Source organism: Streptomyces sp. NPDC017676 (assembly GCF_044329325.1).
In the GTDB taxonomy this organism is placed as follows: Bacteria; Actinomycetota; Actinomycetes; order Streptomycetales; family Streptomycetaceae; genus Streptomyces.
Genome location: NZ_JBIRJA010000001.1, coordinates 640,943 through 663,865 on the forward strand (window position 1 = coordinate 640,943; position 22,923 = coordinate 663,865).

Here is a 22,923-nt window from a genome sequence, read left to right on the forward strand (position 1 = left end):
ACGGACGTCAGGGGGCACGATGACGATCAGGCGTAGGGATCTGCTGGCCGCGGGGGTGGGCGTCGGGGTGCTCACGGCCTGTGGGGGCAACACCGGGCGGGGCGGCGGTGGTTCGGGGCCGGAGCTGGCGCAGTGGTACCACCAGTACGGGGAGCCCGGCACCGAGCGGGCCGTGCAGCGGTACGCCGCCGGCTTCAAGAAGGCGCGCGTGTCGGTGCAGTGGCGGCCGGGGAACTACGACCAGCAGACCGCCGCCGCGCTGCTCACCGACTCCGGGCCCGATGTCTTCGAGGTCAACGGACCCACCCTCGACCAGATCCGCGGCGGGCAGGTGCTCGACCTCACCGAGCTGGTGGCGCAGGTGAAGGACGACTTCAATCCGGCCGTGCTCGCGCCGAAGACCCACGACGGCAGGGTCTACGGCATTCCGCAGGTCATCGACATGCAGATGCTGTACTACCGCAAGAGCCTGCTGAGCGACGCCGGTGTCGAGCCGCCCACCACCCTCGACGCCCTGGTGGACGCCGCGCACCGGCTCACCGGCGGCAAGGTGAAGGGACTCTTCCTCGGGAACGACGGGGGAGCGGGCGTGCTCGGGGGGACGCCCCTGTACGCGGCCGGATTCCAGCTCGTCGGCGACGACGGCCAGGTCGGCTTCGACGATCCCGCCGCCGCCCGCACCCTCGGCAAGCTGCACCGGCTGTACGCCGACAAGTCCCTGCTCCTCGGCGCGCCCAGCGACTGGTCGGACCCGTCCGCCTTCGTTCAGGGGCTGACCGCGATGCAGTGGACCGGGCTGTGGGCGCTGCCGCAGGTCCGCAAGGAGCTCGGTGACGATTTCGGGGTGCTGCCCTTCCCGCGGGACGGGAGTCAGGGGCGGCCTTCCGTGCCCGTCGGGGCGTACGGCGCCGCCGTCAGCGCCCGCAGCCGGCACAAGGAGCTCGCCAAGGAGTACGTGAAGTGGCTCTGGGTCGAACGCACCGACCTCCAGGAGGACTTCGCCCTGTCGTACGGGTTCCACATCCCCGCCCGGATCTCCCTCGCCGAGAAGGCCACCGCGCTCAAGGACGGTCCCGCCGCCGACGCCGTCCGCTTCACCACCGACCACGGCTACGCCCAGCCGCTGCTGTGGACCCCGGCGAGCCAGACCGCCTACCAGGACGCGCTCAGCCGGATCATCAAGGACGGGGCCGCTCCGGAACGGGAACTGCGGGCCGTCGTACGGAAGGTGTCGGCCGAACTCGACCGTGTGAAGAAGACGTCGTGAGGCGGCGCGGGGCGCTCTGGTTCTGGGTGTTCGTCGGGCCGTTCGCGCTGGGGCTCGCGCTGTTCACGTACGTCCCGCTGCTGTGGAGCGTGGCGCTCAGCTTCTTCGACGCGCACAACACGGTCACGCCCACGCACTTCGTCGGGCTGGACAACTACACGGCCATGCTGCGGGACCGGGCCTTCGTGGACAGTCTGAAGACGTTCCTCCTCTTCACCGCCTTCATCGTGCCCGTCACCTACGTGTTCTCCCTGTCGCTCGCCCTTATGGTCAACCGCCTCAGGGCCGCCCGGGCCTTCTTCCGGTCCGTGTTCTTCCTGCCGGCCGCGTGCAGTTACGTCGTGGCCGCGCTCGTCTGGAAGATGTCCCTCTTCAACGGGGTCCGGTTCGGGCTGGCCAACAGCGTGCTGGGGTGGTTCGGCGGCGATCCCGTCGCATGGCTGTCCACCACCGACCCGCCCTGGTACTGGCTGGTGATCGTCACCGTACGGCTGTGGCTCCAGGCCGGGTTCTACATGATCCTGTTCCTCGCCGGGCTCCAGCGGATCGACCCGGCGCTGTACGAGGCGGCGGCCGTGGACGGGGCCCGGCCCGGCTGGACGGTGCTGCGGCACATCACCCTGCCCCAGCTCCGCGCCACCTCGGTCGCGGTGGTGCTGCTGCTCGTCGTGGGCGCCTTCCAGGCCTTCGACGAGTTCTACAACCTGCTGTCCGACGCCCGGGGCTATCCGCCGTACGCCCGGCCGCCGTTGGTCTACCTCTACTACACCGCCCTCGGACAGGGGCAGAACCTCGGGGTCGGCAGCTCGGGCGCGGTGATCCTCGCGCTGGTCATCGCCGTCGTCACGGTGGGACAGGCGCGCTGGCTCCGGCTGGGGAGGACGGACGCCGATGGATGACGCCCTGGTGCGGGCCGGGCGGGCGCTGCGGCTGGTGCTGCTGATCGCGCTCGCCCTGCTCTTCCTGATCCCCTTCTACCTGCTCGTGCGCAACGGGCTGGCCAGTGAGAAGGACATCACCTCCCCCGAGTGGACCTTCTTCCCCCGCGAGGTGCGGTGGGAGAACGTCGGCGAACTGTTCGGTGATCCGTCCGTGCCCTTCGCCCGGTCCCTGCTCAACTCCGCGCTGATCGCCGTCGCCACCACCCTCGGCACCCTGTTCCTCGCCTCCCTCGCGGGCTACGGCCTCGCCCGCATCCCCTACCGCCACGCGAACAAGGTCTTCTACGCCATCCTGGGCACCCTGCTGGTCCCGGCGGCCGTCACCTTCGTGCCCAGCTTCGTGCTGGTGTCGTCGCTGGGCTGGATCTCCACGCTGCGCGGACTGATCGTGCCGACCCTGTTCCCGGCCTTCGCCTGCTTCGTCTTCCGGCAGTACTTCCTCGGCTTCCCCCGTGAGCTGGAGGACGCGGCGCAGGTGGACGGGCTCGGGTACTGGCGGACGTACTGGCTCGTCGTCGTACCCAACGCCCGTCCGGTGTTCGCGGCCGTGGGGACCATCGTGTTCCTCGGCGCGTGGAACTCCTTCCTGTGGCCGTTGGTGATCGGGCAGGACCAGAGCGCCTGGACGGTGCAGGTGGCCGTGTCCTCGTTCACCACCGCCCAGGTGGTACGGCTGCACGAGCTGTTCGTCGCGGCGGCCGTGTCGATCCTGCCGTTGCTCCTGGTGTTCCTGTGCTTCCAGCGGTGGATCGTGGCCGGGGTGGAGCGGTCCGGGATCGACTGACGGGAGCCGGGGCTCAGGCCGTGGAGCCGCCGTCGACCACCAGGTCGGTGCCGACCACGGAGGCCGCGTCGTCCGAGGCCAGGTACAGCACGGCGGCGGCCACCTCCTCGACGGTGGAGACCCGGCCGAGCGGCACCTCGGTGCGCATGCGCGCGGCCCGGCCGGCCTCGGTCTCCCCGTTCCGGAACGACATGTCCGTGGCGGTGGGGCCGGGGCTGACGGCGTTGATCCGCACGCCGTCGGCGATGTGGTCGAGGGCGGCGGCGCGGGTGAGGACGGAGACGGCCGCCTTGCTGACGGCGTAGCCGGCGGTGCCGGGCAGCCGGCTGTGCACGCCGATCCGGGAGGCGATGTTCACGATGGCGCCGCCGTTCGGCTGGGTCCGCATCCGCGCGATCTCGGCCTGGAGGGCGAGGAGGACACCGGTGACGTTGATGTCGAGCATGCGGCGCCAGTCCTCCTCGGCCAGGTCGCCCACCGCCCGCCCCCGGCCCTCCAGCACCCCGGCGTTGTTCACGGCCACGTCCAGCGAGCCGAACCGGTCCACGGCGGCGTCCACCAGGGCCCGCAGGTCGTCGGCGTGGGAGACGTCGGCGGTGACGGCGAGGCTCTTGCCGCCCCCGGCCTCGATCAGCGCCACGGTCTCGTGCAGCGGGTCCGGGCGCCGGCCGGCGACGACGACCCGGGCGCCCTCCCGGGCCAGGGCGAGGGCCACCCCGCGGCCGATGCCGGAGCCGGCGCCGGTGACGAGGGCGGTCCGGCCGGAGAAGCGGTGCGTCATGGTGAGGTTCCCTTTTCTTGACCGAACGGTTCAGTTTGTGAGCGAAGGAGAACAACCGCGATCCGCGGGCGGGGGTCTCAATCCAGCGGCTCGTCGGCGGCGGGCGCGGTCTCAGCCCAGCAGTGCCAGGGCCTGCTCCGCCGCGTCCCGGACCCTGGCCGGGTCCGCCGAGGCCTTGCCGACCACCCGCAGGCCCTGGAGCAGGACCAGCAGCATGCGGGCGAGGGCCAGCGGGTCGCGGTCCCCGGCCAGCTCGCCCTGCGCCTGGGCCCGGACGAGGGCGGAGTGCAGCAGGGTCTCGACGGTGTCCCAGCTGCGCTCCACCCGGCGGGCGGCCTCCCGGTCGTGCGGGGCCAGTTCGACCGCCGTGTTGGTGACCAGGCAGCCCTGCTCCCGGGTCGCCCCGGCGGCCTCGGCGGCGAACCGCCGGACCAGCCCGCGCACGGCCGGCAGCACCGGGCCGGGCCGGGACAGCTCGCGCGTCAGCACCGGGTCCTGCGTCTGCCCGTACCGGTCCAGCGCCCGCAGGTACAGCTCGTGCTTGCTGCCGAAGGTGGCGTACAGACTCGCCTTGCCGATGCCCAGGTGCCCGACCAGGTCGGCCATCGACGTCGCCTCGTAACCGCGCCGCCAGAACAGCTCCAGGGCTGACTGGAGCGCCGTGTCGGGGTCGAATTCCTTGGTCCTGGCCATGCGGGCAGCCTAGGGGTATCTGAAACGATCGGTCAACAAAGCGAGCGGTGAAGGGGCGCGCCCGTGGAGGCGCCCGCGCGCCCTGTGCCCACCGGTGGCAGCATGGAAGGCCATGCGTGCCGCGTACATCCAGGAGCTCGGTCCCCCGGACGTCATCCGGTACGGCGAGCTGCCCGCGCCCCGCCCCGGCCCGACCGACGCCCTGGTGGACGTGCTCGCCACCGCCGTGGACCCGGTGGACGCCTACGTCCGGTCGGGGGTCTTCCGCACGGCCGTGGACTTCCCGTTCGTCGTCGGCCGTGACCTGGTGGGCACGGTCGCCGGGACGGGACCCGGCGTGACCGGCTTCCGGGCCGGCGACCGCGTGTGGTGCAACAGCCTCGGGCACGAGGGACGGCAGGGCGCGGCCGCCGAGCAGGCGGTGGTGGCGGCCGACCGGCTCTACCCCTTGCCCGACGGCGTCGACCCGGACCTCGCCGTGGCCGCGCTGCACCCGGCCGCCACCGCGTACCTCGCCCTGTTCGTCCACGGCCGCCTGCGCCTGGGCGAGACCGTGCTGGTCGCGGGCGCCGCGGGCAACGTGGGCAGCGCCCTGATGGCGTTCGCGGCGCGGGCGGGGGCCCGGGTCCTCGCCACGGCCGGCGCGCGGGACGCCGGGTACTGCGCCGGGGCGGGCGCGGCCGAGGTGTTCGACTACCGCGACCCGGAGCTGACCGGGAAGATCCGCCGGGCCGCGCCGGCCGGTGTCGACGTGTACGTGGACACGGCGGGCGTGAACGACCTGGAGACCTCGGTCGGTCTGCTCGCCCGCCGCGGCCGGGTGGTGCTGCTCGCCGGTGCCGGCACCCGGCCCGTGCTGCCCGCCGGACCGCTGTACATGAACGACTGCTCCGTCGTGGGCTTCGTCATCTCGCATGCGACGACCGTCGAACTCGCCGCCGCCGCGACCGCCGTCAACGACCTGCTGGAGCAGGGCCTGCTGCGCCCCCGGAGCGTCGAGGTGCTCCCGCTGGGCGCCGCCGCCGAGGCGCACGCGCGGATGGAGAGCGGGGAGCTGCGGGGCCGCAGGGTCGTGCTGCGCACGGACCTGACCTGAGCCGAGGCCCGCGGCCCGGTCCGCACCCCGCCCGTCCCTACAGCGCCCGCACCTCGTACGCGCTCACCCGCACCGACTCGTCGTCCAGGCACTCACCGGTGACCAGGTCGAAGCGCTGCTTCAGCAGGGGGGACGCCACGAAGGGGCGGCCCTGGTGGGTGCCGGTCAGGCCGCGGGAGAGGACGGCCGCGCCGGTGAAGGGGTCGCGGTTGTCGACGGCGTACAGCCGGTCCGCGCGGTCGCGGAAGAGGGCCACCTGGCGGCCGTCCGGCAGCAGGGCCGCCACTCCGCGGCCCGGGACCAGCAGGCTCAGGTCGCAGACCGTGAACCAGCCGTCCGCGAGCTGGAGCTGGACCTTCAGGTCGGTCGTCTCAACTGCCAGGGTCATCGCTGGGCGCTTCCTTCCAGGACGTCGTCGGCGGGCCGCAGGCCGATGTTCAGCAGCGGCAGGTCGGGCTTGATCTGGTCGCGCTCGGGGACGAAGGAGACCACCGGGTCCGGGGTGTCCGGGGCGTTCACGAAGGACACGAACCGGGCCAGCTTCTCGGGGTCGTTGACCGTCTCCGCCCACTCGTCGCGGTAGTGCGCGACGTGCGCCCGCATCAGCTGCTCCAGCTCGTCGCAGATGCCGAGCGAGTCGTGCACCACCACGTCCCGTACGTGCTCCAGGCCCCCCGGGATGCGCTCCAGCCAGGTGCTGGTGCGCTCCAGACGGTCGGCCGTACGGATGTAGAACATGAGGAACCGGTCGATCAGCCGGACCAGTTCGGCGTCGGACAGGTCCTGGGCCAGCAGGTCGGCGTGGCGCGGGGTGGCGCCGCCGTTGCCGCCGACGTACAGGTTCCAGCCGCCCGAGGTGGCGATCACCCCGAAGTCCTTGGACTGGGCCTCGGCGCACTCGCGGGCGCACCCGGACACCGCCGACTTCAGCTTGTGCGGGGACCTGAGGCCCCGGTAGCGCAGCTCCAGGTCGATCGCCATCCGGACCGAGTCCTGCACGCCGTAGCGGCACCAGGTGGAGCCCACGCAGGACTTCACCGTGCGCAGCGACTTGCCGTAGGCATGGCCGGACTCGAAGCCGGCGTCCACCAGCCGGGCCCAGATCAGCGGGAGCTGTTCGACGCGGGCGCCGAACATGTCGATCCGCTGGCCACCGGTGATCTTCGTGTAGAGGCCGAAGTCCCGGGCGATCTCGCCGATCACGATCAGCTTCTCGGGTGCGATCTCCCCGCCGGGGATGCGGGGCACCACCGAGTACGAGCCGTTCTTCTGGAGGTTGGCGAGGAAGTGGTCGTTGGTGTCCTGGAGCGCGGCCTGCTCGCCGTCCAGGACGTAGCCGCTCGCGCCGATCGCCGGGGCGAGGGAGGCGATGATCGAGCCGACGGCCGGCTTGCACACCTCGCAGCCGTCCCCGCCCCGGGCGCCCTCGCGGCCGTACCGGTCCAGCAGTTCCCGGTACGACGTGATGCGCAGGGCCAGGACGATCTCGTACAGCTCCTCACGGGTCTGGGAGAAGCAGCCGCACAGGCCCTTGTCGACCTCGACGCCGGACGCCTCCAGCTCGGCGTCGACCAGCTGGCCCAGCACCTTCACGCAACTGCCGCACGTGGTCCCGGCCTTGGTGCACTTCTTCACCTCGGGCACCGTGGTGCACCTGTGCTCGGTGACCGCCTCGCGGATCGTGCCCTTGCGGACGTTGTTGCAGGAGCAGATGATCGCGTCGTCCGGCAGCGCGGCCGGGCCGAGCTGCGCCCCGGAGTCGGCTCCGGCGGGCAGGACGAGCGACTCGGGGGAGACGGGCGGCACCGAGCCGGTGAGCGCGCGCAGGGTGCCGTACGCCTCCGCGTCGCCGACCAGGATGCCGCCGAGCAGCGTGCCGTCCGCGCCGATGACCAGCTTCTTGTACAGGCCCGCGCGGGAGTCGGAGTAGACGACGTCCAGGCAGTTCTCGGTGGTGCCGTGCGCGTCGCCGAAGGAGGCCACGTCCACACCGAGCAGCTTCAGCTTGGTGGACAGGTCGGCACCGGTGAAGGAGGCCTCGTCGGCCGCGATGGTCGCGGCGGCCGTCTCCGCCTGCTCGTAGCCCGGTGCCACCAGGCCGTAGACCCGGCCGTCGGCGGCCAGCGCGCACTCGCCGATCGCGAACACGTGCGGGTCGGAGACGGTCCGGCACTGCTCGTCCACCGTGATGCCGCCGCGCTCGCCGACCGTCAGGCCCGCGTCGCGGGCCAGCTGGTCGCGGGGGCGGACACCGGCGCTGAACACCACCATGTCGGTGGCGAGTTCGGAGCCGTCGGACAGCTTCATGCCGGTGACGGCACCGTCCGCGTCCGTCACGATCTCCTGGGTGCCCACACCGGTGTGGACGGTCAGGCCCATGTCCCGGATGGTCCGCAGCAGGGCCGCGCCACCGCCGTCGTCGACCTGCACCGGCATCAGCCGCGGCGCGAACTCCACGATGTGCGCGTCGATCCCGAGCCCCTTGAGCGCGCCGGCGGCCTCCAGGCCGAGCAGGCCCCCGCCGACCACGGCACCCGTCGTCGCCCGGGTCTTCGCGTACTCCTCGATCGCCAGCAGGTCCTCGATGGTCCGGTACACGAAGCAGCCCGTGGCGTCCTTGTTCGGCACCGGCGGCACGAACGGGTAGGAGCCGGTGGCCAGCACGAGGACGTCGTAGTCCACGACCAGACCCGAGCGGGCGGTCACGGTGCGCGCCTCGCGGTCGATCGTCTCCGCCGGGTCGCCGAGGTGCAGCTCGATGCCGTGGTCCTTGATGAACTCCATGTCGGTCATGGAGAGGTCCTCGGGCGTCCTGCCGGAGAAGTACGAGGTGAGCTGGACGCGGTCGTACGCCGGACGCGGCTCCTCGCACAGCACGACCACGCGGTGCGTGGCGGTCAGGCCGCGCTCGGCGAGCGCTTCGAGGAAGCGCTGGCCGACCATGCCGTGGCCGACGAGCACGATCGTGGGGGTGGCCCCCGGGGTGGCGGTCATTCAGGAGCCTCCATCGTTGGTGAGCAGGTGGAGCAAGGGGCCGTCGTCGGGGAGCGGCTCGGCTCCCTCCCAGGCGCGGGCGAGCGCGCCGACGGTGCCGAGTTCGCCGACGAGGACCCCGCCGACCAGGCGGTCGTCGCGGACGACGACCTTGCGGTAGGTGCCGCGGGTGGCGTCGGCGATCCGCACGACGTCGTCGCCCGGCCGGGGCTCGGTCTCGCCGAACGCGGCGAGGTCGAAGGGGGAGTCGGGACCGGTGAGGGTCAGCCGGGTCAGGGAGCGGGTGCCGGTGTAGCGGGCACGGGCGTCGCCTGCCAGCAGCTCGGCGAGCGCGTCGGCCTGTTCCAGGGCCGGGGCGGCCAGGCCGTAGACCGTGCCGTCGTGCTGGGCGCAGTCGCCGATGGCGTGGATGTGCGGGTCGGAGGTGCGCAGCTCGTCATCGACGAGGACGCCCTTGCGGACGGCGAGGCCGGCCTGCTCGGCGAGACCTGTGCGGGGCCGTACACCGCAGGCGAGGACCACGAGGTCGGCGTCGAGCGCGTACCCGTCGGCCATCTCCACCGAGCGGACCGCGCCGGCGACGCAGCGCACGTCCCGCACCCGGCACTCGGTGTGCACCTCGACGCCCAGCTCGGTCAGGTGCCGCAGCACCAGCCGGGAGGCGTCCGGGTCGAGCTGGCGCTCCATGAGCCGCTCGGCCTGCTGCGCGAGCACCACCTGGGCGCCGCGGACGGCGAGCGCGCGGGCCGCGGAGACGCCGAGCAGCCCGCCGCCGATGACGACCGCCCGCACGCCGGGCCGCACGGCCTCGGCGAGGCCCAGGCAGTCGTCCATGGTGCGGAACGCGTGGACGCCCTCGGGGAGCTGGTGGTCGGGGCCGAACAGGCCGCGCAGCGGGGGCAGCACCGGGTTGGAGCCGGTGGCCAGCACCAGCGCGTCGTATGGGATCGACGTGCCGTCGGCGCAGGCGAGGGTCCGGGCGGCCCGGTCGATGCCGGTGACCCGGGTGCGCAGCAGGCCGGCGGGCGGCGGGAGGGTGATCACCTCCGGGGCGTACCGGCCGGCCAGTACCTCGGCCAGCAGCACCCGGTTGTACGGCGCGTGCTCCTCCTCGCCGACGAGCAGCGCGGGCGTGCCCAGCTCGCCGAGCCGCCGGGCGAGCCGCACGCCCGCGAGGCCGGCGCCGATCACCACCACACGCGTATTCGAGGTCATGTCCCGAGCGTGCGGCCCCGACGTTACCCGGCAGCATCACGCCTGTTTCCCGGGAGGAACGCTGCCCTCAGCGGGCCGGGGCGGGGGGTGTGAGGGGGTTACCCGGGGGCGGAGAGGGGATGTGAGGGCGGGGCCGCCGGGGACCCGGGGGCCGGCCCGGCGGTCGCGAGGCCGCGGTCAGCGGGTGCGCAGCAGGTCCACCAGGCCGGTGGTGTCCTCCGTGCCGTGGCCGTCGGCCAGGCGGCGGCGCATCAGCTCCAGGAACGGGGTGAGCAGGTCCGGGCGTACGCCCTGCTCCCCGGCCGTGCGCAGCAGCGTGTCCGTGCCCGCCACCTGCATCTCCAGAGTGGAGACCACACCGGTGGTGTAGTCGCCCGACTCCAGCCGTTCGGCCGTCTGGTGTGCCGAGCCGGCCATCGCGTTCAGCCAGGGCACGAGCAGCGCGGCGAAGTCCCCGGGCGCCACGCCGGTCCCGCGCAGCAGCGCGAACGCGTGCGTGATGCCCGCGAACATGCCGTACATCCCGCTCAGCAGCGCCACGTCGTGCAGCGCGGCGAGGCCGGGGTCGATCCCGACGTACTCGGTGCCGGCCGGGACGGCGAGGGTGTCCCGGTGCTCGTCGAACAGCTCGCGGTGGCCGCTGTAGAGCACGAAGGCACCGGGCGCGCCGATCATCGGCGGTACGGCCATGATCCCGCCGTCCAGGAACCGGGCGCCCCGCTTCTCGGCCCAGGCGGCGCGCTCCCGGGCGTCGGCGGGGGTGCCGGTGGTGAGGTTCACCAGGTCACGGCCGGCCAGCTCGGCGGAGTCCAGCGCGGTGCCCACCGAGTCGTCGTCCAGCAGACAGGCCACGACGAGCCGGTTCGCGGCCACCGCCTCCGCCGCGCTCCCCGCCGCCACCGCGCCCTCGGCGGTCAGCGCGGCCGTGCGTGCGGGCGTGCGGTTCCAGACGGTCAGCGGATGCCCGGCGGCGAGCCAGGCCCGCCCGAGCGCGGTGCCCATCGCACCGGTGCCGAGGAGGGTCAGGGGAGTACGGGGCGCGGAGGAGAGGGAGGTGTCGGTCATGGCGACTACGCTCACCCATGGAACCGCCGCGCAGAAGTACGTACTTGCGAGTGGGTGGTTACCGGTGGGAAAGCGTGCGGGTCGGAAGGGGGAACACCATGCCGGTGGGACGGCGGCCGGGGGCGTACGTCTGCGGTACCGACGCGGCGATGGACATCATCGACGGCAAGTGGAAGGTGTCGATCCTGTGGGCGCTGGGCGAATGCGGCACGTGCCGCTTCGGTGAGCTGCGCCGGCGGCTGCCGGGCGTCACGGAGAAGGTGCTCGCCGCGCAGCTGCGCGGACTGGAGGCCGACGGCATCGTGCACCGCGAGGAGTACGACGAGGTGCCGCCGCGTGTCGAGTACTCGTTGACCGAGAGCGGTACCCAGCTGAACGAGGCGCTGGAGCCTCTGGGCACGTGGGGCAGGAGACACGTCCTGGACGCGGCACCGGCACCGCGCTGAAGCGGTCAGCGGCTTGCCGTCAGGTGGGCGAAGACGACCACGTTGCCCTGGTAGCCGGTGGTCTTCGAGTAGCCGCCGCCGCAGGTGATGACACGGAGTTCGGGGCGGGGGGCGGCGCCGTACACCTTGTCGTCGGGGAAGTCGTGCGCCGAGTACACCTCCACCGCGTCCACGGTGAACACGGCCACGGAGCCGTCCCGGCGGTCCACTTCGACACGGGCGCCCCGCTTGAGCGCGCCGAGGTCGTAGAAGACGGCGGGGCCCTCGGTGTTGTCGACGTGGCCGGCGACGATCGCGGTGCCCGTCTCGCCGGGGGTGGTGCCGGCCTCGTACCAGCCGGCCAGGTTCTTCTCCTTGGCGGGCGGCGCGTCCAGGCTGCCGGAGCGGGTGAGGGCCAGGCCCATGAGGGGCGCGTCCACCCGGATCGCGGGGATGCGGATGCGCAGGGGCGGGGACGGCGCGAGACCGGGCGCCCCGACCCGCGCACCGCCCGGGTCGGGGCGGCCCTCTGCGGCGGACGGCTGCGGTGGGGTGTGCGGGCCGGTGCCGCCGCCCAGCAGCCACACGCCCGAGCCGAGGGCCACGACGGTGACGGCGGCTATGGCGGTGTCGCCGAGCCGGGCGGTCCTGGAGCGCCGGGCGGTCCTGCGGTGCCCGGTGGCCGTGCGGTGCCCGGCCTCGCGGCTTCCGGTCCCGCGGTTCCCGGCGGCCTTGCCCATGCCAATCCCCTCTCCCGGGGGCGGGCCCCCGAAATCCCCTTCCCCCTCCGGGCCGCGAGGGGCGTCGGACCCGGAGGGGGCGGGATGTGCGGTACCGGCGGACGGACAGCGGAGGGTGTCCGTCAGATCCCGTCGCCTCTCGCCCGGCGATGCAGGAGCCAGGTACCGCCCGCGGCGGCGACGGCCAGTGCCGCCACACCCGCCGCGGTCTGTACGGGGTCGGTGCCGAGTCCGCCGCCGACCCCCGTCTTCACGCTTCCCCGCGGCAGCACCTGCTGGTGCACCGCGCTCAACGCCACCACCAGGTCGCCCGCCACCTGCCGGTCGCCCTCGGCGCACCGGGCGACGATCTCGTACGTCCCCGGCTGGGCGCCCGGCGGCACCCGGAACTGTCCGATCGCCTCGCCCTCGTGCGCGGTGGGCGCCAGCATGAACGTTCCGGCACCGACTGCGCCCGCGTCGCCGGTCGCGGCCCCCGTGTCCCCGCACGCGGCCGTGTTCACGGTGACCTGGCCACCGGGTGTCACCGTCGCCGGGTACAGGTCCAGACGGCCGGTCCCGGCCGCGTGGGCGGGTGCCGCGGCGGTCACGGCGAGCGCGGTACCGGCCAGCAGACGGGCAGTGCGTCGCATGGTGCTCCCCAGGGCTTGTCCGACTCGTCCAGGGGTGCGCCCCTGCCCTACCGAGGTAAGTCGCAGTCGCGGGGATCCGCTTCCCGAGGCGGCGCCGGGAATGCGGTGAACGGGTGGCGCGAAAGGCCCCCACACGGCCTAGCCGGAGCGTGTTCCGGCAGGTCAGGGCCGTGTGAGGGGCCGGGTACGAAGAGCACACGATTGGCCCCCACCCGCCGGCCGCACCCCGTCGTCAGCCGGGGTCAGCCGCGGCCGGTGGCAGGGACGGCCGGCGGCAGGGGTGGCCGGCCGGGGAGGCCGCGCCGGTTCAGTTGACGTTGACCGCGCTCCAGGCGGCGGCCACCGCGTTGTACTCGGTGCTGCCCGCGCCGTAGAGGTCCTTGGCCGCGTTGAGGGTGGCCGTGCGCGCGCCCGCGTAGTTGGTCGAGGAGGTCATGTAGACCGTCAGCGCCCGGTACCAGATCTTGCCGACCTTGTCCCGGCCGATGCCGGTGACCGTCGAGCCGTTGTACGTCGGCGAGTCGTAGCTGACGCCGTTGATGGTCTTCGCGCCGCTGCCCTCGGCGAGCAGGTAGGCGAAGTGGTTGGCGACGCCCGAGGAGTAGTGGACGTCCAGGTTCCCGACCGACGAACTCCAGTAGTCCGCCGAACTCCCGTCCTTGGACGGCTTGTCCATGAAGCGCAGGGCCGCCTTGCCGAAGCCGGGCTTCACGATCTTCTCGCCGATGAGGTAGTCACCGGTGTCGGAGGAGTTGTTCGCGTACCACTCCACCATCGTGCCGAGGATGTCGGAGGTGGCCTCGTTCAGCCCGCCGGACTCGCCCGAGTAGGTCAGCGCGGCGGTCTTGGACGTCACGCCGTGGGTCATCTCGTGCCCGGCGACGTCCAGGGCGACCAGCGGCCCGAAGGTGGTGCCGTCACCGTCGCCGTAGGTCATGCAGAAGCAACTGTCGTCCCAGAAGGCGTTGTTGTAGTTGCTGCCGTAGTGGACGCGGTTGTACGAGCCCTTGCCGTCGCCCGCGATGCCGTTGCGGCCGTGGATGTTCTTGTAGTAGTCCCAGGTCTCGTTGGTGCCGTACTGGGCGTCGACGGCGGCCGAGGCGCGGTCCGCGGTGGTGCCGGAGCCCCAGTGGTTGTCGGCGTCCGTGAACAGGGTCGCGGGGGCCCGGCTGAAGCAGATGCCGAAGATGCACAGGTCGGTCTTGCCCTCGGCGTCACCGGTGTAGGTGTTGCCCCGCGTCGGGTCCTTGAGCTGGTACGACGTCCCCGACTGGGTCGTCTCCAGCGGCACCGTGCCGCTGTAGAGGCCCTTGCCGTCGCCGGTGGCCGTCTCGATGCTGTCCCAGGCGTCGATCTGCGCGCCGGTGCGCGCGTCGGTCAGCACGGTCCGGGCGACGGGGTTGCCGAGTGAGTCCAGGCCGGCCGCGTCGGTGCGCCAGGCCAGCTTCGGACTGCCGTGCAGGGCGTCGACCACCAGTACCGGCTTGGCCTTGGCCTGCTTCAGCGTCGTGCCGGGGTTGGCCGCGCGCAGGGCGCTCACCGCGAGGCCGGCGGCCGTGGGGCCGGAGACCCGCGGGGTGACGGAGGGCACGGAGATCGCCTGCCGGGTGGCGCGGTCGGCGCCGCGGTAGGCGCCGTCGGGGGCGAGGTGGACAACGAAGTCGCCGCCCAGCACCGGTATCTGACGGTAGGTGCGGTCGTAGCGGACGTGCTGGGTGCCGTCCTTGTCCACGACCACGTCCCGGACGCTGGTGTCCTGGGGCGCGGTCAGACCCAGGGACGCGGCGTGGGCCAGGAGGGCCGAGGCCGCGTTCTCGACCGCGGTGGCCCGGGTCGGCCGGGCGTCGGCGTGGGCGGCGGGGGAGAGGCTGACGGCCAGCAGGGTCGCGGTGGTCAGGGCGACACCGGCGGTGGCTGTGCGACGGGTTCCTCGGACATGCTGCCGTATCCGGCTCATCTGTCTCCTCGGGGAGGCGCCAGGCTGGGAGTGGGGGTGGCGCTGACGTGTCACCGAGATTTAAGTGGGCATGACATGTCATGTCCATAGTGCGTTCATGGATCTTCGGGGAGATGTGTGGGGAGCCGGCGAGGGTCCAGAATCGTTTCCGTGATCGCCGAGGACCCCCGCCCCCTGCCCTTCTTCGTCTACGGCACGCTCCGCCCCGGCGAGGCCAACCACGACCTCTACCTGCGCGGCCGCACCCTCGCCGAGGAACCGGCCCGCCTCCCCGGCGCCGTGCTGTACGACGGACCCGGCTACCCCTACGCCGTCGAGGAGCCCGGCGGAACCGTGCGCGGGGAACTGGTGACCGCCCGGCCCGAGGCGTACGAGGAACTGCTGGCCGCCCTGGACCGGCTGGAGGAGTACGTACCGGGCGACCCCCGCAACCTCTACGAACGCCTCGCCCGGGACACCGTACGCACCGCAGGCGGCACCGTGAGGGCCTGGGTCTACCTGGCCGCCCCGCGCGTCGCCGCCCGGCTGCGCGCCACCGGCACCCGCATCGCGGACGGCGACTGGCTCTCCCGCCGCTGAGTCAGGGCAGCAGGGTGACCCCCTCGGGCACCTCGATGCCGAACTCCTCCTCCACCACGCGCCGCGCCTCCGCCTCCTCGGTCAGCGTGCGCCCGGTCACCGTGCCGTCGGCGAGCGTCTCGGTCAACCGGGCGCCGTCCAGGGAGAGATGGCGATCGGCGGTGGTGCGCTGCAAGTAGGGGCGGCGGGTGAAGGGGGACCGGGGGTGGGTGCCGACGAACCAGTTGAACACCTCCAGGTCGGGCGCGGCGAACGGCTCCTGGGTGAACGCGTACTGACCGGTCCAGGCCCCTTCGCCCGGGCCGCCCCGGGGGTCGTGGACCTGCAACTCCCACAGCTCCAGCTGCCCCTCGTGCGGCAGCCGCACCAGCCGGTGCCGGCGGCCGGCGCCCTCGAACTCTGTTCCGGTCACCAGCGGCACCGGCAGCAGCAGCGCGCCGGGCGCGCCGAAGCCGACGTCCGCCAGGTACGGCAGCGGCTCGCCCGCCACCTCGACCCGGAGCATCGCGTGCGTCCGGGGCCGGCTCTCCGGCGTCCGCGCGCCCACCACCACCCGGCCGGCCAGCTGGGCCACCCGGAAACCGAGCGCCTCCAGCGCCAGCCGGAGCAGGATGTTGTGCTCGTAGCAGTAGCCGCCGCGCCGGCCGTGGATCATCTTGGCCATCAGGTCGGCGGGCGCGAGGGAGGGAGCCGTGCCCCGCACCGGGTCCAGGTTCTCGAAGGGCAGCGACAGCGCGTGCGCCAGGTGCACCCCGCGCAGGGTGGCCAGGTCGGCCCGCCGCTCGCCCTTGAAGCCGATGCGGTCGAGATAGGCGTCGAGGTCGTACGCCTCGCTCTGCTCGGTCAGGTCGGTTCGGGACATACCCCGAACCTATGCGAGCCCCGCCGCCCGTGCCGCGTCCGGCGGACCGGACCCGGCTACTGCGCTGGGCGTAGGACCTCCACCCGCACCGCGCACGACTTGAACTCGGGCATCCGGGACGTCGGGTCCAGGGCCGGGTTGGTGAGCGTGTTGGCGCGGCCCTCGCCCGGCCAGTGGAACGGCATGAAGACGGTGTCCGGCCGGATGGCACCGGTGATCCGTGCCGGCGCGACGGCCCGGCCGCGCCGGGACACCACCGCAACCGGGTCGCCGTCGGCCGCCCCCAGCCGGGCCGCGAGCCGCGGGTGCAGCTCCACGAACGGTCCGGGGGCCGCCGCGTTCAGCTCGGCCACGCGCCGGGTCTGCGCCCCCGACTGGTACTGCGACACCACCCGCCCGGTGGTCAGCAGCAGCGGGTACTCGGCGTCCGGCTCCTCGGCCGTGGCCCGGTGCACCACGGGCACGAACCGGGCCCGGCCGTCCGGGGTGGCGAAACGGTCGAGGAAGAGGCGCGGGGTGCCGGGGTGGGTGTGGCCGGCGGGGGCGCGGGTGGCGCCGGTGTCCGCGGCGGGGTCGTCGGGCAGCGTGTCCAAGGCAGCGTCCTCTCCGTCGGCCGCATCGGTGCCCGCGGACTCCTCGGAAGCCTCAGTCCCACGAGGACCTTCGGCCCCACCAGAACCGTCGGTCTCACCAGAACCGTCGGTCCCACCGGAAACTTCAGTCTCACCGGAACCTTCAGTCCCACAGGAAGTCCCGACAAGACCGTCAGCCCCACCAGAACCCTCCGCCCCACCAGAACCCTCCGGGCACGGCCAGAAGACGCCGTTCTCCTCGGCCAGGCGGCGGTAGGTGATGCCCGAGTAGTCCGCCGGGCCGCCGGCGCTCGCGCGACGGAGTTCCTCGAAGACCTCCTCCGGATCGGCCGGGAAGCCCTTCTCCACCCCGAGACGGTCGGCCAGCTCGTGCAGGACGTACAGGTCGCTGCGGACGCCCGGCGGGGGAGTGACGGCCTGGCGGCGCAGCAGCACACGGCCCTCCAGGCTGGTCGTCGTGCCCGTCTCCTCCGCCCACTGGGTCACCGGCAGCACGACGTCCGCCAGCTCCGCCGTCTCCGACAGGACGACGTCGGCCACCGCGAGGAAGTCCAGCGAGCGCAGGCGCCGCTCGATGTGGGCCGCGCGCGGGGCCGACACCACCGGGTTGGAGCCCATCAGCAGCAGCGCCCGGACGTCCGTGCCGAGGGCGTCGAGGAGTTCGTACGCGCTGCGCCCGGGACCCGGCAGGCTGTCCGGGTCCACGCCCCACACCCCGGCCACGTGCCGCCGCGCCGCCGGGTCGTCCAGCTTGCGGTAGCCGGGCAACTGGTCGGCCTTCTGCCCGTGTTCACGTCCGCCCTGCCCGTTGCCCTGCCCGGTCAGACAGCCGTACCCGGAGAAGGGGCGGCCCGCACGGCCGGTCGCCAGGCACAGGTTGATCCAGGCGCCCACCGTGTCCGTGCCCTTGGACTGCTGCTCCGGTCCGCGCGCGGTCAGCACCATCGCGGCCTCCGGCTCGCAGAACATCCGCACCGCCTCGCGGAGTCGCGGCACCGGCACCCCGGTGATCCGCTCCACGTACTCCGGCCAGTGCGCCATCGCCGCGGCCCGGGCCTCCTCCCATCCGGTGGTCCGCTCCCGGATGTACTCCTCGTCCGTGCGTCCCTCGGCCACCACCAGGTGCAGCAGGCCCAGGGCGAGGGCGAGATCGGTGCCGGGCCGGGGGGCGAGGTGCAGGTCGGCCTGCTCGGCGGTCCGCGTCCGGCGCGGGTCGACGACGATCAGCGTGCCGCCGTTCTCCCGGAGCTCCGTGAAGAACCGCAGCGACGGCGGCATGGTCTCCGCCAGGTTGGACCCGACGAGGACCACACACCCGGTCCTCGGGACGTCCTCCAGCGGGAACGGCAGCCCCCGGTCCAGACCGAACGCCCTCGTGCCGGCCGCCGCCGCCGACGACATGCAGAACCGGCCGTTGTAGTCGATCTGCGAGGTGCCCAGCACCACCCGGGCGAACTTGCCGAGCGCGTACGCCTTCTCGTTGGTCAGCCCGCCCCCGCCGAACACCCCGAGCGCGTCGGGGCCGTACCGCTCCCGCGTCGCCCCGAGCCGCTCGGCGATCCGGTCCAGCGCCTGGGGCCAGCTCGCCTCGACCAGCCGGCCGCCGTCGCGCACCAGCGGCGCGGTCAGCCGTACCGCGGGTGACAGCACCTCGGCCGCCGTACGGCCCTTGCCGCACAGCGCGCCCCGGTTCACGGGGAAGTCCGCGCGCTCGGTGACCTCGACGCCCCCCTGGGGCAAGGGCGTGATGTTCATCCCGCACTGCAGGGCGCAGTACGGGCAGTGGGTGGGCGTCGAGGTGTTCTCCATGCCGCCCAGCGTGCGTCGCCCGTGTTACGGCCCCGGGTCGCCTCCGGTTACACGCCCGGCACGGCGACCTCCCCGCGCCGGCCGGCCGGCCGTGAGGCCGCGGTCACCGCGCGGCGGCCAGCGCCCGCGCCACCCCCGGTTCCCTCCGCCCCAGGAACGTGGGATCCGGCTGGAAGACGGCGTCCAGGGCCGCCTTGCCCGCCGCGAACACCTCGCGCGTCCCGCCGTAGTACCAGGTCGCGTCGTGCTCGGCGTCCACCCCGACCCCGTACGACGCCACCCCCGCCGCCTCGCACAGGGCCACCGCCCGCCGGATGTGGAAGCCCTGGCTGATCAGCACCGCCCGGTCCACCCCGAAGATCTTCTTCGCCCGGACGCAGGAGTCCCAGGTGTCGAACCCGGCGTAGTCGCTGACGATCCGCGCGTCCGGCACCCCGTGCCGCGTGAGGTAGGCGCGCATGGCGTCGGGCTCGTCGTAGTCCTCGCGGCTGTTGTCCCCGGTGACCAGCACGACCTCGATCCGCCCCGCCCGGTACAGCGTGGCCGCCGCGTCCAGCCGGTGCGCGAGGTACGGCGACGGCTCCCCGTGCTTCCACAGCCCCGCCCCGAACACCACCGCCACCTCGGTGCGCGGCACGTCCGCCGTCGTCCGCAGCCGGTCCGCCGTCGACACGTACAGCCAGGTGGACGGCAGCAGCGCCAGCACACACCCGGCCACCACGGCCTGCACCAGCCGCCGCTGCCCGGTCCGCGTGCGCGGCCATCGCGGTCGACGGATCCTCATACGGCCCCCTGTGATCGCTCCCGACCATGGAGGACGCCACCGGCGCCGTCCCGGTTCACCTCACATCGGACGTCCGGACGAGGTGAACCCGCGGAAAACACCCGTGACGGCCATGCAACGGGCGCGCAACGTCCCGCGGTCAGGATCGTTCCATGACGGCGTCGATCCCCCTCCGCACCAGCAGCCGGCTCGTCCCGCCGCTCGGCCGCCGCCGCCCGTCCCCGCCGGCCCTCGTGCTGGTCGCCCACGGCAGCCGGAACCCCCGGGCCCTCACGACCGTACGGGCCCTCATGGACCGGCTCCGCGCGCTGCGCCCCGGCCTCCCGGTGCACCTCGGCCACATCGAGCTGAACGAGCCCCCGCTCCCCGACACCCTCGCCGCCCTCGGCGACACCCCGGCCGTCCTGGTCCCGCTCCTCCTCGCCCGCGGCTACCACGTCAAGCAGGACATCCCCGAGATGGCGGCGGCCTCACCGGTACGCGCGCACATGGCCACCCCGCTCGGCCCCCACCCCCTCCTCGCCGAGGCCCTGCACGCCCGCCTGCTGGAGGCCGGCTGGCCGGCGGCCATGGACGACGCCGCCCGCCGCGGGACCGCGGTCGTCCTCGCCGCGGCCGGTTCCCGCGACCCCGACTCGGCCACGGACACCCGGCACACGGCCCGCCTCCTCTCCGCCCGCCTGGGCGTCCCGGTGCTCCCCGCGTACGCCTCGGCGGCGACCCCGGCGGTTCCGACGGCTCTGCGCGCCCTGGCGGCAAGGGGCCGCCACCGAGTGGCGGTGGCGTCCTGTTTCACGGCCCCGGGCCGCTTCGCGACCCAGTGCGCGCAAGCGGCGCCGTGGATCGCTTCGGCACCCCTGGGCGCCCACGAGGCGATGGCGCGCCTGGTCCTGCACCGCTACGACCAGAGCCTGTCCACCCGGTCGACCGAAGCAGCGTGAGGGGCGCGGGCCCGTATCGGTGTGCGGTTCCGCCGCGGGGGCGCGGTCGACCACGACGACCCCGCGACCGCCCCACAACAGAACCCGGCAGGCGATTGGGCTTACTGTCGACCCATGGAAGGCACCGCACTCTCCACGGCATACGACCCGACGTCAGTCGAGCGCTGGGCCCCCGAACCCGACAAGCGCCCGGGCCGCACAGCCTTCCAACGCGACCGCGCCCGCATCCTCCACTCCGCCGCCCTGCGCCGCCTCGCGGGCAAGACGCAGGTGGTCACCCCGGGGACCCACGACCAGGCGTGGGACCCCAGCCCCCGCACCCGCCTCACCCACTCCCTCGAATGCGCCCAGGTCGGCCGGGAGCTGGGCGCCGCCCTCGGCTGTGACCCCGACCTGGTGGAGGCGGCCTGCCTCGCCCACGACCTCGGTCATCCCCCCTTCGGTCACAACGGCGAGACCGCGCTGAACGAGTTCGCCGACGACTGCGGCGGCTTCGAGGGCAACGCCCAGTCCCTCAGGCTCCTCACCCGCATCGAGCCCAAACGGTTCACCCCCGAGGGTTCCGTCGGCCTGAACCTGACCCGCGCCACCCTGGACGCCGCCACCAAGTACCCGTGGCAGCGCGGCACCCACCCCACCGACCCGGCGTCGCGGAAGTTCGGCGTGTACGAGGACGACCGCCCGGTGTTCGACTGGGTCAGACGGCACGCCCCCGGCACCCGCACCTGCTTCGAGGCGCAGGTCATGGACTGGTCGGACGACGTCGCCTACTCGGTGCACGACGTCGAGGACGGTCTGCACGCCGGGCACATCGACCCCAACTGCCTGCACGCCGAGCCGGAACGGCAGGCGGTGTTCGGGGTCGCCGTCGGCCGGTACGTCCCCGTGGACACCGACCCCGCCGAACTCGCCGCCGCGCTGGACCGCCTCCAGGACGAGGAGTGGTGGCCGCACGGCTACGACGGCACGGCGGTCGCCCAGGCCCGTCTGAAGGACGCCACCAGCCAGCTCATCGGCCGGTTCTGCCTGGCCGCCGAGGCCGCCACCCGCGCCGCGTACGGCGCCGGCCCGCTCACCCGGTACGACGCCGAACTCGTCGTACCCCGGGCCACCCGCATGGAGTGCGCGGTGCTCAAGGCGGTCGCGGACCGGTACGTGATGCAGCGCGCGGAGCAGGAGCGGCTGCGCGCCGACCAGCGGGTCATCGTCGCCGAGCTGGCCGAGGCGCTGACCGCCCGCGCGCCCGAGGGCCTGGACCCCCAGTTCCGGGCGCTGTTCGACACGGCGGAGGACGACCGGGCGCGCAAGCGGGTGATCGTGGACCAGATCGCCTCCCTGACCGACGCCTCGGCGCTCTCACTGCACGCGAGACTTACGGGGCATATGTGAGAGGAACATGACCCTCCGTGCCCTGATCGGGTCACACCCTCTTCCCGCAGCACGCCGTGTGCGGGACGCTCGCATGTGGCGGCACCCCTACGAGGAGGCATCAAGTGGTCGACGCGGATCAGACATTCGTCATCGTGGGAGGCGGTCTCGCCGGCGCCAAGGCGGCCGAGACGCTCCGGGCGGAGGGCTTCACCGGCCGCGTGATACTGATCTGCGACGAACGCGACCACCCCTACGAGCGCCCGCCGCTGTCCAAGGGCTATCTGCTCGGCAAGGAGGAGCGGGACAGCGTCTTCGTGCACGAGCCCGCCTGGTACGCGCGCAACGACGTCGAGCTGCACCTCGGCCAGACCGTGGACCGGATCGACCGCGCGGCCAGGACGGTCCGCTTCGGTGACGACGGCACGATCGTCCGCTACGACAAGCTGCTGCTGGTCACCGGTGCCGAGCCGCGCCGCCTGGACATCCCCGGCACCGACCTGGCGGGCGTCCACCACCTGCGCCGTCTCGCGCACGCCGAACGCCTCAAGGGCGTCCTGCAGCACCTCGGCCGGGACAACGGGCACCTGGTGATCGCGGGCGCCGGCTGGATCGGCCTGGAGGTCGCGGCCGCGGCCCGGAGCTACGGCGCGGAGGTCACGGTGATCGAACCGGCGCCGACCCCGCTGCACGGCGTGCTCGGCCCCGAGCTGGGCAACGTCTTCGCGGAGCTGCACCGCGAGCACGGCGTCCGCTTCCACTTCGGCGTGCGGCTCACCGAGATCGTCGGCCAGGACGGCGTGGTCCTCGCGGCCCGCACGGACGACGGCGAGGAGCACCCGGCGCACGACGTCCTCGCGGCGATCGGCGCGGCACCCCGCGTCGCCCTCGCGGAGGCGGCCGGCCTGGAGATCGCCGACCGGGCGCACGGCGGCGGCATCGTCGTCGACGAACGGCTGCGCACCTCCGACCCCGACATCTACGCGGCCGGTGACGTGGCGTCCTTCCCGCTCGCCCTGTTCGACACCCGGCTGCGCGTCGAGCACTGGGCGAACGCGCTGAACGGCGGCCCGGCGGCGGCACGCGCGATGCTCGGCGAGGAGGTGGCCTACGACCGTGTGCCGTACTTCTTCACCGACCAGTACGACCTGGGCATGGAGTACAGCGGATGGGCGCCGCCGGGGTCCTACGACGAGGTGGTGATCCGGGGCGACGCCGGGAAGCGCGAGTTCATCGCGTTCTGGGTGAAGGAGGGACGCGTGCTGGCCGGGATGAACGTGAACGTGTGGGATGTCACAGAGCCGATCCAGAAGCTGATCCGTTCCCGGGCCCAGGTGAACACCGAGGCGCTCTCCGACCCGCATGTACCCCTGGACAGCCTCACCCCATGACCTCCG

Annotated in this window: 21 protein-coding genes; 9 read left to right on the top strand and 12 right to left on the bottom strand. The window is 73.3% G+C overall.

From position 1 onward, the window contains the following. Nucleotides 1-19 precede the first annotated feature (19 nt). The 3 genes from ACH4LD_RS02835 to ACH4LD_RS02845 are packed head-to-tail and all read left to right on the top strand — an operon-like array spanning nt 20 to nt 2,992. The gene (locus ACH4LD_RS02835; protein WP_398053371.1) at nt 20-1,267 is read left to right on the top strand and encodes an ABC transporter substrate-binding protein; all 1,248 of its coding nucleotides are present in this window, start codon (nt 20-22) and stop codon (nt 1,265-1,267) included. Next, the gene (locus ACH4LD_RS02840) at nt 1,264-2,166 is read left to right on the top strand and encodes a carbohydrate ABC transporter permease (protein ID WP_398053372.1); all 903 of its coding nucleotides are present in this window, start codon (nt 1,264-1,266) and stop codon (nt 2,164-2,166) included. Before ACH4LD_RS02835 ends, ACH4LD_RS02840 begins: the two co-directional genes overlap by 4 nt. Continuing rightward, entirely contained in the window at nt 2,159-2,992 is an 834-nt protein-coding gene (locus tag ACH4LD_RS02845) for a carbohydrate ABC transporter permease (protein WP_398053373.1), read from the top strand. Before ACH4LD_RS02840 ends, ACH4LD_RS02845 begins: the two co-directional genes overlap by 8 nt. A 13-nt stretch (nt 2,993-3,005) precedes the next feature. Here ACH4LD_RS02845 and ACH4LD_RS02850 read toward each other — a convergent pair whose 3' ends face one another. Together ACH4LD_RS02850 and ACH4LD_RS02855 are read right to left on the bottom strand one after the other, a co-directional pair. Next, entirely contained in the window at nt 3,006-3,773 is a 768-nt protein-coding gene (locus tag ACH4LD_RS02850; RefSeq protein ID WP_398053374.1) for an SDR family NAD(P)-dependent oxidoreductase, read from the bottom strand. Between the two features lie 111 nt (nt 3,774-3,884). Further along, nucleotides 3,885-4,466 (bottom strand): TetR/AcrR family transcriptional regulator, encoded by a 582-nt coding sequence (locus tag ACH4LD_RS02855; protein WP_398053375.1) that lies wholly within the window; start codon nt 4,464-4,466, stop codon nt 3,885-3,887. Nucleotides 4,467-4,578: 112 nt separating this feature from the next. Here ACH4LD_RS02855 and ACH4LD_RS02860 point away from each other — a divergent pair, with 112 nt between their 5' ends. Then, nucleotides 4,579-5,562: an NADPH:quinone reductase gene (locus ACH4LD_RS02860; protein ID WP_398053376.1), complete on the top strand. Its 984-nt coding sequence runs from the start codon at nt 4,579-4,581 to the stop codon at nt 5,560-5,562. A gap of 37 nt (nt 5,563-5,599) precedes the next feature. Here the strand turns inward: ACH4LD_RS02860 and nirD are convergent, their stop codons facing one another. From nirD to ACH4LD_RS02880, 4 genes are all read right to left on the bottom strand, one after another. Beyond that, nucleotides 5,600-5,950 carry a nitrite reductase small subunit NirD gene (gene nirD, locus ACH4LD_RS02865; protein ID WP_132783582.1) on the bottom strand — a complete coding sequence of 117 codons (351 nt, stop codon included), beginning with the start codon at nt 5,948-5,950 and terminating at the stop codon, nt 5,600-5,602. Then, the gene (gene nirB / locus ACH4LD_RS02870; protein WP_398053377.1) at nt 5,947-8,556 is read right to left on the bottom strand and encodes a nitrite reductase large subunit NirB; all 2,610 of its coding nucleotides are present in this window, start codon (nt 8,554-8,556) and stop codon (nt 5,947-5,949) included. Before nirB ends, nirD begins: the two co-directional genes overlap by 4 nt. After that, nucleotides 8,557-9,771, bottom strand: a complete 1,215-nt coding sequence (locus ACH4LD_RS02875) for an NAD(P)/FAD-dependent oxidoreductase (protein WP_398053378.1) — start codon at nt 9,769-9,771, stop codon at nt 8,557-8,559. It lies immediately after the preceding gene. A gap of 177 nt (nt 9,772-9,948) precedes the next feature. Further along, complete coding sequence (locus tag ACH4LD_RS02880; protein ID WP_398053379.1) at nt 9,949-10,836, bottom strand: NAD(P)-dependent oxidoreductase; 888 nt, start codon at nt 10,834-10,836, stop codon at nt 9,949-9,951. A 98-nt stretch (nt 10,837-10,934) separates the two neighbouring features. Here ACH4LD_RS02880 and ACH4LD_RS02885 point away from each other — a divergent pair, with 98 nt between their 5' ends. After that, nucleotides 10,935-11,282, top strand: coding sequence for a winged helix-turn-helix transcriptional regulator (locus tag ACH4LD_RS02885; protein WP_398053380.1), 348 nt, complete (start codon nt 10,935-10,937; stop codon nt 11,280-11,282). A 5-nt stretch (nt 11,283-11,287) separates the two neighbouring features. On the opposite strand, the gene ACH4LD_RS02890 is transcribed toward ACH4LD_RS02885, so the two are convergent. From ACH4LD_RS02890 to ACH4LD_RS02900, 3 genes are all read right to left on the bottom strand, one after another. Continuing rightward, nucleotides 11,288-12,001, bottom strand: coding sequence for a class F sortase (locus ACH4LD_RS02890; RefSeq protein WP_398053381.1), 714 nt, complete (start codon nt 11,999-12,001; stop codon nt 11,288-11,290). 122 nt (nt 12,002-12,123) lie between these two features. Further along, nucleotides 12,124-12,633, bottom strand: a complete 510-nt coding sequence (locus ACH4LD_RS02895) for a hypothetical protein (protein WP_398053382.1) — start codon at nt 12,631-12,633, stop codon at nt 12,124-12,126. Nucleotides 12,634-12,940: 307 nt separating this feature from the next. After that, on the bottom strand, nt 12,941-14,590 hold the full coding sequence (locus tag ACH4LD_RS02900) for a M4 family metallopeptidase (protein ID WP_398053383.1): 1,650 nt from the start codon (nt 14,588-14,590) through the stop codon (nt 12,941-12,943). 150 nt (nt 14,591-14,740) lie between these two features. On the opposite strand from ACH4LD_RS02900, the gene ACH4LD_RS02905 reads away from it, so the two are divergent. Beyond that, a complete protein-coding gene (locus tag ACH4LD_RS02905) occupies nt 14,741-15,169 on the top strand; it encodes a gamma-glutamylcyclotransferase (protein WP_398053384.1) in 429 nt (142 codons plus the stop codon). Between the two features lies 1 nt (nt 15,170). On the opposite strand, the gene ACH4LD_RS02910 is transcribed toward ACH4LD_RS02905, so the two are convergent. The 3 genes from ACH4LD_RS02910 to ACH4LD_RS02920 form a co-directional block, all read right to left on the bottom strand. Beyond that, nucleotides 15,171-16,031 carry an arylamine N-acetyltransferase gene (locus tag ACH4LD_RS02910; protein WP_398053385.1) on the bottom strand — a complete coding sequence of 287 codons (861 nt, stop codon included), beginning with the start codon at nt 16,029-16,031 and terminating at the stop codon, nt 15,171-15,173. A 56-nt stretch (nt 16,032-16,087) separates the two neighbouring features. Beyond that, the gene (locus ACH4LD_RS02915) at nt 16,088-18,433 is read right to left on the bottom strand and encodes a molybdopterin oxidoreductase family protein (RefSeq protein ID WP_398053386.1); all 2,346 of its coding nucleotides are present in this window, start codon (nt 18,431-18,433) and stop codon (nt 16,088-16,090) included. Nucleotides 18,434-18,536: 103 nt separating this feature from the next. Further along, nucleotides 18,537-19,217, bottom strand: coding sequence for a vancomycin high temperature exclusion protein (locus ACH4LD_RS02920; protein WP_398053387.1), 681 nt, complete (start codon nt 19,215-19,217; stop codon nt 18,537-18,539). Nucleotides 19,218-19,369: 152 nt separating this feature from the next. On the opposite strand from ACH4LD_RS02920, the gene ACH4LD_RS02925 reads away from it, so the two are divergent. From ACH4LD_RS02925 to ACH4LD_RS02935, 3 genes are all read left to right on the top strand, one after another. Next, on the top strand, nt 19,370-20,158 hold the full coding sequence (locus ACH4LD_RS02925) for a sirohydrochlorin chelatase (RefSeq protein ID WP_398053388.1): 789 nt from the start codon (nt 19,370-19,372) through the stop codon (nt 20,156-20,158). A gap of 114 nt (nt 20,159-20,272) precedes the next feature. Then, nucleotides 20,273-21,547, top strand: coding sequence for a deoxyguanosinetriphosphate triphosphohydrolase (locus ACH4LD_RS02930; RefSeq protein WP_398053389.1), 1,275 nt, complete (start codon nt 20,273-20,275; stop codon nt 21,545-21,547). 104 nt (nt 21,548-21,651) lie between these two features. Beyond that, nucleotides 21,652-22,917 carry an FAD-dependent oxidoreductase gene (locus ACH4LD_RS02935; protein WP_132783593.1) on the top strand — a complete coding sequence of 422 codons (1,266 nt, stop codon included), beginning with the start codon at nt 21,652-21,654 and terminating at the stop codon, nt 22,915-22,917. Nucleotides 22,918-22,923 lie beyond the last annotated feature (6 nt).

Coding starts and splice junctions, on each gene's coding strand:
- ACH4LD_RS02845 (WP_398053373.1), top strand. CDS start 2,159: ATGGATGACGCCCTGGTGCGGGCCGGGCGGGCGCTGCGGCTGGTGCTG.
- ACH4LD_RS02910 (WP_398053385.1), bottom strand. CDS start 16,031: ATGTCCCGAACCGACCTGACCGAGCAGAGCGAGGCGTACGACCTCGAC.
- ACH4LD_RS02835 (WP_398053371.1), top strand. CDS start 20: ATGACGATCAGGCGTAGGGATCTGCTGGCCGCGGGGGTGGGCGTCGGG.
- ACH4LD_RS02860 (WP_398053376.1), top strand. CDS start 4,579: ATGCGTGCCGCGTACATCCAGGAGCTCGGTCCCCCGGACGTCATCCGG.
- ACH4LD_RS02915 (WP_398053386.1), bottom strand. CDS start 18,433: ATGGAGAACACCTCGACGCCCACCCACTGCCCGTACTGCGCCCTGCAG.
- ACH4LD_RS02920 (WP_398053387.1), bottom strand. CDS start 19,217: ATGAGGATCCGTCGACCGCGATGGCCGCGCACGCGGACCGGGCAGCGG.
- ACH4LD_RS02890 (WP_398053381.1), bottom strand. CDS start 12,001: ATGGGCAAGGCCGCCGGGAACCGCGGGACCGGAAGCCGCGAGGCCGGG.
- ACH4LD_RS02855 (WP_398053375.1), bottom strand. CDS start 4,466: ATGGCCAGGACCAAGGAATTCGACCCCGACACGGCGCTCCAGTCAGCC.
- ACH4LD_RS02900 (WP_398053383.1), bottom strand. CDS start 14,590: ATGAGCCGGATACGGCAGCATGTCCGAGGAACCCGTCGCACAGCCACC.
- ACH4LD_RS02895 (WP_398053382.1), bottom strand. CDS start 12,633: ATGCGACGCACTGCCCGTCTGCTGGCCGGTACCGCGCTCGCCGTGACC.
- ACH4LD_RS02850 (WP_398053374.1), bottom strand. CDS start 3,773: ATGACGCACCGCTTCTCCGGCCGGACCGCCCTCGTCACCGGCGCCGGC.
- ACH4LD_RS02875 (WP_398053378.1), bottom strand. CDS start 9,771: ATGACCTCGAATACGCGTGTGGTGGTGATCGGCGCCGGCCTCGCGGGC.
- ACH4LD_RS02885 (WP_398053380.1), top strand. CDS start 10,935: ATGCCGGTGGGACGGCGGCCGGGGGCGTACGTCTGCGGTACCGACGCG.
- ACH4LD_RS02930 (WP_398053389.1), top strand. CDS start 20,273: ATGGAAGGCACCGCACTCTCCACGGCATACGACCCGACGTCAGTCGAG.
- nirB (WP_398053377.1), bottom strand. CDS start 8,556: ATGACCGCCACCCCGGGGGCCACCCCCACGATCGTGCTCGTCGGCCAC.
- ACH4LD_RS02880 (WP_398053379.1), bottom strand. CDS start 10,836: ATGACCGACACCTCCCTCTCCTCCGCGCCCCGTACTCCCCTGACCCTC.
- ACH4LD_RS02925 (WP_398053388.1), top strand. CDS start 19,370: ATGACGGCGTCGATCCCCCTCCGCACCAGCAGCCGGCTCGTCCCGCCG.
- nirD (WP_132783582.1), bottom strand. CDS start 5,950: ATGACCCTGGCAGTTGAGACGACCGACCTGAAGGTCCAGCTCCAGCTC.